This window comes from Noviherbaspirillum denitrificans (genome assembly GCF_002211445.1).
In the GTDB taxonomy this organism is placed as follows: domain Bacteria; phylum Pseudomonadota; class Gammaproteobacteria; order Burkholderiales; family Burkholderiaceae_D; genus Noviherbaspirillum; species Noviherbaspirillum denitrificans.
In genome coordinates this window covers 803,184-810,777 of record NZ_LSTO01000001.1, presented here as the reverse complement: position 1 = coordinate 810,777, position 7,594 = coordinate 803,184, and the positions used below count along the sequence as shown (strand labels likewise).

The 7,594-nt window shown below is 52.1% G+C and carries 5 protein-coding genes; 2 read left to right on the top strand and 3 right to left on the bottom strand.

Annotation, left to right across the window (positions count from 1 at the left end):
- Positions 1-159: transposase domain-containing protein (locus tag AYR66_RS04085; protein WP_141104150.1), on the top strand; the 159-nt coding region annotated here is incomplete at its 5' end.
- A 4-nt stretch (positions 160-163) separates the two neighbouring features.
- On the opposite strand, the gene AYR66_RS04080 is transcribed toward AYR66_RS04085, so the two are convergent.
- Both AYR66_RS04080 and AYR66_RS04075 read right to left on the bottom strand, forming a co-directional pair.
- Positions 164-2,632, bottom strand: a complete 2,469-nt coding sequence (locus tag AYR66_RS04080; RefSeq protein ID WP_088706472.1) for a bifunctional diguanylate cyclase/phosphodiesterase — start codon at positions 2,630-2,632, stop codon at positions 164-166.
- Between the two features lie 269 nt (positions 2,633-2,901).
- Entirely contained in the window at positions 2,902-4,077 is a 1,176-nt protein-coding gene (locus AYR66_RS04075; RefSeq protein ID WP_088706471.1) for a GGDEF domain-containing protein, read from the bottom strand.
- Positions 4,078-4,287: 210 nt separating this feature from the next.
- Here AYR66_RS04075 and AYR66_RS04070 point away from each other — a divergent pair, with 210 nt between their 5' ends.
- A complete protein-coding gene (locus AYR66_RS04070) occupies positions 4,288-6,699 on the top strand; it encodes a sensor domain-containing diguanylate cyclase (RefSeq protein ID WP_088706470.1) in 2,412 nt (803 codons plus the stop codon).
- Between the two features lie 273 nt (positions 6,700-6,972).
- Here the strand turns inward: AYR66_RS04070 and AYR66_RS04065 are convergent.
- Positions 6,973-7,594 (bottom strand): KUP/HAK/KT family potassium transporter (locus tag AYR66_RS04065; RefSeq protein WP_170942268.1); only part of this gene is annotated, 622 nt, incomplete at its 5' end.

Sequence of the window (7,594 nt, the reverse complement as noted above, 5' to 3'; positions counted from 1 at the left end):
GGCAAGCGGGCCGCGGCGGTGATGAGCTTGATCCATTCCGCCCGGCTCAACGGGCATGACCCTTACCTGTACCTCCGGGATATCCTGGAACGGCTGCCGACTCAGCCAGCCAGTCGCATCGACGACCTGCTTCCGCATCGCTGGCAACCCGCCGCCTGAACTCCTACCGCCTTAGATCTCGCTGCCAATACGCGATGGCCGAACGCTTACGGTGCAACTGCGCCAGAGATGAATGTCCGGTTCCAAAGTCGTCGACCATCAGTCGAAGTCCGAGTGCACGTAGCTTGCTTAGCTCCTCGGTTACGACAGGGCTGCGGTCTACTACTGCAGACTCTGTAAGTTCGACTTCAACATGACACGCCTCGACCCCAAAATGTATTAGGGTCTGCTCAAAAAAACCGCTTACCGTACCGTCGCGGAGTTGCTTTGGAGAGACGTTGACTGATACTGGCACAACGGTCTTTCCCTCTCTTTTCCAAGCCGCGATTTGTGCAACGGTCTTTTCAATAACAATCTCGCCCAGTCTTACGATAAGGCCCGTGCTTTCAGCAAGCTCGATAAAGTCGCCTGGATATACCAACCCCCAACCCGGCCGGCGCCACCGTACTAACGCTTCCATACTACTCAGTCGGCCGCTTAGCGTATCGACCCGTGGCTGGTAATGGACAACGAACTCGTCACGCTCGACCGCCTGCCGCAACGCACCCTCGTTATCAAGGCGCGCGCAAAGGGTTTCGGAAAACTCTTTGCGGTAGCAGCAATAGGTTCCCTTAGCCTCTGCCTTCGCTACATACATGGCGATGTCAGCATGTTTTAGCAGAGTTTCACAGTCATCGCCGTCAGAGGGGTAGATGCTTATGCCGATACTGGCCGTAATGCGATTGGAGTTTCCCACAGAGAGAGAGTAAGGCTCTGCAAGCGTTCGAATCAAAGAGGTGGAAACTCTTTCTGCGTCTTGTGACGAATCGGTGTGTTCAAGAATGACGACGAATTCGTCACCACCAAGTCTCACGACATGGTCGGTGGAACGCAGGGCACCTTTCAGCCGCGCGGATGCCTGAACCAATAATTCGTCGCCCACATCATGCCCTAGTGTGTCATTGATGTTCTTGAAGTTATCGAGGTCTATGAACAGAACGGAGAGGTTCCCGCTTTGCAGTGATGCTCGAGTGATTGCGGACGGAAGAAAATTTCCAAGCCAGTTGCGGTTTGGAAGCTTGGTAAGTGAATCGCTGTTAGCCAAGTCGGAAAGTGCTTGCTCGTGTGCCTTCGCATCCGAGATATCACGTATGGTTAGAGCTAGGCCGGCAGCGGAACAAACTATTCGCCTGTGTATCCATGTTGCCTTCATTGGGCTTTTGGCGGGGATGCGGTATTCCTCATCGAGAAATCCCTTTTCTAATGCGCGCCCGCACAGGGACTGCAGCTCCTCCCGGAGGAACCGTGGCTTTAACTTTGAGAGTCGCTTACCGCGAAGCTGATTCCTTGTTAGGCCAACCAGATGTGCGGCGCGGTGGTTACAGTCTTCGAGGACAAAGTCTTCTATATACCCTTGCTTCGTAACAAGCGGTCGGATGGTATAAAAGCCTTCGTTCGCGGCATCAGTTGCTATCCGGTATGTATCTGCAGCGTTCTCAGCTTGTCTGCGCCGCTGCGCGAGGCGCAACGAAAGAAATGCGGCGAGCGCTGAAAACATTGCTACGAGTAGTGACCCCAAAATAGCTACGTGTTGAAAGTCCCTCTTGGCGGCATTGCTCGTAGCGAAAACGTCTTTCGTCGACAAGGCGGCAATGGCGAGCATCGGGTAGTTGTTTAACTTCTTCCATGCAACGATACGCTGCTCGCCGTCAATAAATCTTTCACCTGATTCAACTACGACCCCCACATCCTTGGGAAACACCGGCGGATTTTTATAGAAAATGGGAATCTCACTCATTTTATTCCCAGCTTTGGTAGCAACCAGCGGACCTGAAGCCAGCCGAGCGGAAATAAAACCTTGGTTACCGGGAGTGGAATGTTCTTGGAATGTAACGAAGTAAGTTGGCTCGACGGACACTACGACAATGCCGCCAAAACCTCCTCCAGGTCCACTTATCCGGCGTGAAAAGCGCACAACCGGTCGATTCAGAACCCGCCCACGCTCGGATTTGGTGATAAGCATCTCGTCACAACAGCCCGCCTGATGCGCTCTGAAGTGCTCCATGTCACTGATGTTGACGTTTGGTGGCGCCTTCAAGGTTGAGGTAAGAAGGTCGCCGGTTGGACCAACGACTGACGCGTATAGCTGTGACTGTGGAAGTAGCCCCCGTCCCTGGTCCCGTTTGAGGTCAACAATTGCGTTCCGGTCTTCCCAGTCGTACTTGAGGCGAAGGGTCAGCTGGTCAATCTGCGTAATTGTGTGATTTAGTTGTAGCGCGTATGTGTTCGCCAGGGAGACTGCCTTAGTATTTGCTGCGATTTCAGCTTCACTTTGTAGGGCCGTCGCGCGGTGGTCGGCAACGGTCCATAGTCCCGCAATCAGACTTGCTCCAATCATTGGCCAGACAATCAGCAACTTCCAGTCGTGGTGGCGCGGCCTCCTTGTAAAGGAAACGGGGACAGGAACGGTAATTGGTGAACTCTCTGTTTTCATAGTGCAGACGGCGAAAGTGCGTGGAAGAAATTCCGCTTCATGTTCGCTTCCGGGATAGGCGTGAGGACGCTGTAAAGCAATGGCTGAGCCAGCTGAAGTGAAGATTTGCTCCTCGGAACGCTTATGCGCTGCTCAGGACCAGGAGGAGAAAGTCGCACTCGGTGTGCGAAGGGCAGTGCCCGCAGTTTTCTTTTTGCAGCGTTTGAAAAGGCGACGACTAATTCACTCAGGGAAATATTGCGTGAAATAAAGAAGCGGTGAAAAGACGTTCAGGATTGCAGTGCAACGCGTTCCACAATATCTTCCTCTGTCATTACACAGTTTCGCCCTGCATCTTTTGCGCGGTACAGCGCGGTGTCAGCTCTTTCGAGAAGGGTCCCGAGCGAATCTCCCGGTCGAAATTTGCTTATTCCGATGCTTACGCTTGGACGAATGCCTTGGCATTGGTGAGGAAAGTTATAGAACTCGTTCTTGAGGCGAGTTGCTGCCTTGATAGCGTCATCGAGGTCAGTATCTGGAATCACTGCAGCGAATTCATCGCCGCCAATGCGCCCGAAATCATCGACGCTCCGGAGGCACTTCATGGCAACGCGTGTCAATGTGGTTAACGCCCTGTCTCCCGCGAAGTGGCCGAGTTTATCGTTGATGGTTTTCAGGTGGTCCAAATCAACGAGCATCACGCAGAGTGACACTTTCGCGCGCATTGCCCTCGCCAACTCACGTTCAGCTCCATCGAATAGCGCCCTTCTGGTTCGTGCCCCAGTGAGGAAGTCGCGGTTTGCCGCGTACTCAGCAGCACTGAGGAGCGCGCAGTGGGCGACGAGCAGGCCGCCCAAGGTTAATACCGGCAATGCGAAAGCACCAGCCGACAAGAAGAAGAGATTCAAGCCCGTTGGTTCTAACAGTGAGGTAGGTGCATGTGTGTCCAGTAGCTGACGGAGTGCACGAAAGGCGTGCCCACCAGCAATAAACGTGCACATTGCAATGATGAAGTAGAGGGGGTACCGCGACGACGGCCATTCGTTCCGTGCTCCATATACCGTCCAGAAAATAGTGCCTGCCGCTCCGGCTTGAAATATCGATACAACGATAGTTCTCGCAGCAAATGAAGGATACCAATAATGGAACACCGCAATGAGCGTCACTAGGACAACAACCGCGGAATATGCTTGCCAGACTGCCGCATTCCGGTTGAACAACTTTCGATATCCGATGACCGTCGCCGCCGCAGCTGAGGCATAAAGTGCGTTGGCGCCTTCATATGCAGGCAATGGTGGAAGCTCCCGCCCAAAGGCGTACAGCAGATACGCACACAAGCCAAAAACATTGGCAAGGAGAAGCTCACCGATTCCGTCAATACGATTGTGCCGAGCTGAGTACAAAACGAGGAACATTACAAAGCTCAGCAAAGCAGCGATTAAAAGAACCTCTTTTGTACTAAGCATAGTTGTTGCTTTAACTTATTTTTTGACAATAGTACCCTAGAAGCAGCAGTAAATTGCTCGAAGGAACGACACATTGAGCCAAAAGATTCCCGGATTCGGGAAATTCCTTTGGCCATTTGTGGGAAAGGAAGCGATTCGGGGTGAATTTGTCACAGCTGCTTAGAGCAACAGTGTTACCACAGGAAGCGGAAACCGTAGAGCATTGCACACATGGAAATTTCTTCACGAATCAAGGCCCTCAGCCTCAAGACAAAGCTAGCGCTATACGGGACTACTGTAATACTTCTTGTTGTTTTTTCCATAACGACTCTTGCTCTTTGGGCCGTAAGGACTGATGTACAGCAAAATATAGCGATAAACCAAGCGGCCCTTGTCGATTCAGTAAAGGACGAGCTTGACGAAAAAGTCACCGACCGAAAGCGGCTGATAACCCTTGCAGCCGGCGTGTTCACCGCTTCCGACTTGTCTTCCGAACAGTCAGTTCATGAGTTCGTAAAGGCGCGGCCGACATTTCAGTACCATTTTGATGCCATTTTCGTCGCGGACAAGACGGGTAGGATTATTTACGACGTCCCCGAACTTCCTGGCCGCCGCGGTAACTCCGTCGCAAATCGGCCCTACTTTAAGTCAGTCATGCAGACCGGCCAGGCGGTCGTTTCAGAACCGCTCCTTGGAAAAACGACCAAAGAACCAAATATCGTGTTCGCCGCGCCGATTCGTTCCGCAAGTGGTGAGACTGTTGCCATGCTCGGCGGGATTCTCTTTCTGTCACGCGCTAACTTCCTTGGAAAACTGGCCGACGCCAAGATTGGACAGCGAGGATATTTTGCATTGGTCACTAAGGGAGAAAATCCAACCATTCTGATGCATGCAAGCCGTGACCGTATTATGACTCCAGTCTCAGACCGGAAAACAAGTCCTCATCTTTGGGACGCTCTCGAGGGCAAAGAAGGGACAGTAGAGTTCATCAACAGCCGGGGGGTGCAAGGCATCTATACTTTCCGCGGCATGGAGTCTGTTCCTTGGTTGCTCTTTGCATCCTACCCGTCAAGCGAGGCCTACGCATCCCTCTACGAGCGAGAACGTCAAATCCTCGCTCTCGCCACTGTTCTTGCATTGATATCCGGAGCAATGCTTTGGTGGTTCTCGCGAAGCCTGCTGGCTCCTTTGGACAAGTTGACGAGCACGATGCGACTGCAGTTACGCCACCCGGAATATAGGACAGAACCGATTCACGTCCAGTCTGAAGAGCTTTCATTGCTGGTCTCAGTGTATGACGAGCTGATGGACCACAAGCGCCAGGCTGAGGAGGTTTTGCGCAAGAGTGAAAAGAAATTCCGTGGCATTATCGACCGCGCTGGCGACGCTTTTGTCAGCCTTGATGTCAACGGACGAGTCAAGGAATGGAATAAGCAGGCCGAGATGTCGTTTGGATGGACGAGGGAGGAAGCCCTTGGACATGCACTGACCGCACTCATCATGCCGGCGGAACTTTCGGAAAAATTTGTCGCCGGCTTTAGCAAAACGGCCCGCACCGGTATTCAGTCAGGCAAGCACCAGGTTGAACTCACCGCTATCGCTAGGTCGGGGCAGAAGGTACCTCTGGAAATTTTGGTGACGACGGAGCAAGGCGAAGATGGATTTGTCGCGCATGCGTTCCTAAGGGATATCTCTCAGCGAAAAGCAGCAGAAGAGCGCATCGCCTACAGTGAACGCCGATTGCGGACAGTGACCGACAATCTTCCGATGCTTATTGGTTACATTGACAAAACTCAGACCGTTAAGTTTGTGAACGGAATGTCCGAAAGGTGGCTTGGAATCCCGCCGAATGAAGCTATTAACCACCATCTCTCTGAAGTAGTGGGGGGCCATACCTACGCCATTTTGCAGCCCTATCTTGAGCGAGCCCTCGGTGGCGAGCGGGTCAAGTTCGAGTTTGAGACCACGGTCCGTGGCATATCGGGATTTAATCAGGCCGTGTACGTTCCGGACCAAGAAGAGAACGGTTTGATTGCAGGTGTTTATGCCCTTACGACAGATATCACGTCGTTGAAAGCAGTGGAGCAAGAACTGCTCCGTTTGGCGAGGTTCGATTCACTGACTGCACTTCCCAATCGCATTCAACTCCGTGAAAAGCTGACCGAAGCAATTTCCCGTTCAAAGCGGACTCGAGCTGCAATGGCCGTCATGTATCTCGATATCGACCATTTCAAGAGCATCAACGATACCAAGGGGCATGCGGTAGGTGACCAAGTCCTGCAACAGTTTGCGCGCAGGCTCAAGCAAAGCGTGCGAGAAACAGACTTCGTTGCCCGAATTGCCGGCGACGAGTTCGTTATCGTCCTTGAAAACCTGAACTTTGCCGAAGAGGCCCAGTTGGTCGCTAAGAAAATCTTACTTTGTGCTTCTGAAGCAATGGCGATTGATGGCAGTGAGATGTTTGTTACAACGAGCATTGGGATTGCTTTTAACCAAAGCGAAGAAAGTGATGCAGCCGCATTGCTCGCCCGTGCAGACAAGGCTTTGTATGTAGCGAAAGATGCAGGGCGTAACGCCTTTTACCTAGAATGCGGTCACCATATATTAGACGATACACCTCTATCAAAAGTCATCCCACTGTAGCCGCATGTTAGTGTCTGAACCCAGCGATATGCGTTACGCTGCACGCCCCCCATCCCCATCGACACCGCCATATAAGTTAGCTGGCCTCAGCGCATAAGAGGCCGACCTACAGCATGGGGTCACCGCGTTAACTACCACTTTCAGTGGGCTATTTTTCTTTGCCTGCTTCAAATCCATTTTCCGAGGCACATCAAGAGCTCGGTGAGTCTTCCAGGCTGGCAAAACACAAAAGCGCTTGAAAAATCCTATCTGTTTGATGCCACTTTTCGGACATTAAATCTCCACTTGCGTGCCCAATTCAATAACCCGGTTCGGCGGGATGCGGAAATAATCAGCTGCATCACGAGCATTGCGGGACATAATGGCAAAGAGGGTTTCACGCCAAAGTGACATCCCACTGCCAACTTTCGGAATCACGTTTTGCCTTGCAATGAAAAAGGAGGTTTCCATCGGATTTAGCTTGAGGCCTTTGTTCTTGCATAGTTCCAGTGCTTGGGGAATGTCACGCTCATCCACGAAGCCGTAGCGGACATTGACCTGATAGCAGTCATGCCCAAGCTCTATCACCTCAACGCGCTGAGACTCGGGAATTACTGGGATATCAGCGTTCAGAACGGTAAGAAACACAGTTCTCTCATGCAGCACTTTGTTGTGGAGCAGATTGTGAAGCATCGCATGCGGTACACCATCGCCTTCCATGCGAAAGAACACTCCTGTTCCTTCGACTCGCGTCGGTGGACTGATGAAAAGCGATTCCAGGAAGTCACCCAAGGGCACAAGGTGATGTCTTAGATTCTCGAAAAGTAGAGTCCTGCCTTCCTTCCAAGTCAGCATAATGGTCACGGCAGCTGCACCAAGAACGAGTGGAAACCAGCCTCCATGGGCGATTTTCAGC

What these genes read in the sequence shown, in the direction of transcription:
- AYR66_RS04075 (WP_088706471.1), bottom strand. Translation starts at nt 4,077, where the DNA reads ATGCTTAGTACAAAAGAGGTTCTTTTAATCGCTGCTTTGCTGAGCTTT.
- AYR66_RS04070 (WP_088706470.1), top strand. Translation starts at nt 4,288, where the DNA reads ATGGAAATTTCTTCACGAATCAAGGCCCTCAGCCTCAAGACAAAGCTA.
- AYR66_RS04080 (WP_088706472.1), bottom strand. Translation starts at nt 2,632, where the DNA reads ATGAAAACAGAGAGTTCACCAATTACCGTTCCTGTCCCCGTTTCCTTT.